Raw genomic sequence first — 2137 nt, 5'->3', positions numbered from 1 at the left:
CCGGACGACGCGACGGGCCGCCTCGTCCCGGCGGTCTCCGACGGCCTCGGCGGGCAGTCCGCCCGGTGTCACGTCCCACGGTTCGACCTGTCCGACGTCCCGCACGTCCACCTCGCCCACGCCGGCGCCCGACAGCAGCGCCGCAAGCACCGAGCCCACCCGGCCCGCGCCCCGTACCTGTACCCGCGCGTCGCGCCGGGCCGCAAGCCGCGCCAGGGCCTCGCCCGGTGCGGAGGTGGTCAGGGTCAGCGAGGCCAGATCGGGTCCCAGCCGGTCTATCACCTCCCGTTTCTCGCGCAGGGCGTCGGCGGCCGGCCCGCCGCCCCGGGAGTCGTCCAGCAGCCCGGCCCGGGCCAGCCTTCTCACCAGCCGGTCGACCTGGCCGTCGGGAAGATCCATGCGCGGACCCTCCTCGCGCAGCAGCTCCAGCCCACGCGTGCCGTCGAGCAGGTCGAGGAAGCTGCCCGTAGCCGTGTCCACCGGCCCCAGGGTCAGCGCGTGCGCCGGTGTCATCCCGAACTGCACGGTGTTGAGATCACGCCAGCCGCGCCTGAGCGCGGGCTTCACCACCGGATGCATGACAAGTCCCCCGTGTCTTTCGTGTGCTCGGTCGTGCTCGGTCGTCCCCGTGTCCCGTCGGGCCCGGTCGAGGTCCGACGAGTGCCAGCATGCCCGGCTGCGCCGACGGCTGCCGAAAGTTGTCCACAGGCGGTGGAATTCGTCGTACAAATCCGACGCCTGGTGGGAGCGACGGCATCGAACCGTCCCGGAGCCGGGACTTCCCCGTGCCCAGCGGGTACGGTCGGGGCGTGCCCGCCGACCCACTGCACCGCGCCGGAAAGCCACAGCGCAGCACGACGAGCCAGCCGACGAGCGGCTCACGGGCGAGCGCGATCGAGGTCCGCAGGAGCGCCCGCCGACGCAGAACGGTCTCCGCGTACCGCGAGGGCGATCGCACCGTCGTGCTCATCCCCGCCCGGATGTCCGAGGCGGAGGAGCAGCGCTGGGTCACCGTCATGCTCGACAAGCTGGCCGCACAGGAGAGCAGGCGGGCCCTCGGGGACGCGCAGCTGGCCGAGCGCGCCCAGCGGCTCTCCGCGCAGTACTTCGACGGGCGGGCCCGGCCCGCCTCCGTGCGCTGGGTGACCAATCAGAACACGCGCTGGGGCTCGTGCACCCCGTCCGACGGCAGCATCCGCCTGTCGCACCGGCTGCAAGGCATGCCCGAGTACGTCATCGACTACGTCCTGTGTCACGAGCTGGCGCATCTGCTGGTGCCCGGGCACGGGCCGCGCTTCTGGCGGCTGCTGGAGGCGTACCCCAGGACCGAGCGGGCCCGCGGGTACCTCGAAGGTGTGGTCGCGGCCGAACGGCTGCCGCATGTGCCGGCCGCCCGGGACGAGTGAGCACCCGGTGAGCGAGCAGGGGCCGGGGCGGCACCGTAGCGCTGTGCGCGCGTTCTGTACCGGGTCTGTACCGACTTCTTCCGGTGTCCGAATTTGACGTTAGCCTGGCGCGACGCACTCACATTCGGGATGGGGGACGGTCGTACGCATGGCCAGGGAATTCCAGCGCGGCCACAAGGCCAAGATCAGTGATCTCACAGCGGGCACGGATCTGTACGTAGGCGTACAGATCTCCGGTCCTGGGCTGACCTTCGACATCAGCTGCTTCGGTCTCGATACCGACGAACGGCTCTCGGACGACCGGTACTTCATCTTCTACAACCAGCCGAAGTCCCCCGAGGAGTCCATCCAGCTCCTGGGCGCCCAGGCGGGCGACACGGAGTCCTTCCGGGTCACGCTGGACCGGATCCCCCAGCAGATCAGGAAGCTGTCCTTCACCGCGACCATCGACGGCGCCGGGCAGATGTCCCAGATCGGCCCCGGGTACCTGCGTATCGTCGCGGGCGGCGAGGAGGTCGCCCGCTATCCCTTCAACGGCTCGGAGTTCACCACCGAGCGGGCCGTGATGCTGGGCGACTTCTACTTCAAGGACGTCTGGCGGTTCGCCGCCGTCGGCCAGGGTTTCGACGGCGGTCTCGACGCGCTGCTGAAGAACTTCGGCGGTGAGGTGGCCGAGGAGGAGCCGGCCGCCCCGCAGCAGCCGGCGGCGGCCGCCGGTGCCGCGCCCGGCT

The 2137-nt window shown here is 71.3% G+C and carries 3 protein-coding genes; 2 read left to right on the top strand and 1 reads right to left on the bottom strand.

Going from position 1 to position 2137, the window contains the following annotated elements:
• Positions 1 to 579: ThiF family adenylyltransferase (locus N4P33_RS34845; protein ID WP_260830915.1), on the bottom strand; the 579-nt coding region annotated here is incomplete at its 3' end.
• Between the two features lie 230 nt (positions 580 to 809).
• On the opposite strand from N4P33_RS34845, the gene N4P33_RS34840 reads away from it, so the two are divergent.
• Both N4P33_RS34840 and N4P33_RS34835 read left to right on the top strand, forming a co-directional pair.
• Positions 810 to 1406, top strand: a complete 597-nt coding sequence (locus N4P33_RS34840; RefSeq protein ID WP_260830914.1) for a M48 family metallopeptidase — start codon at positions 810 to 812, stop codon at positions 1404 to 1406.
• Positions 1407 to 1554: 148 nt separating this feature from the next.
• Positions 1555 to 2137, top strand: a 583-nt coding sequence (locus N4P33_RS34835) for a TerD family protein (RefSeq protein ID WP_260830912.1), incomplete at its 3' end; no start/stop codon positions are given.

The organism is Streptomyces sp. 15-116A, assembly GCF_025290915.1.
GTDB lineage: Bacteria > Actinomycetota > Actinomycetes > Streptomycetales > Streptomycetaceae > Streptomyces.
The sequence above is the reverse complement of the archived record's forward strand: the minus strand, read 5'-3'. Positions and strand labels throughout refer to the sequence as shown.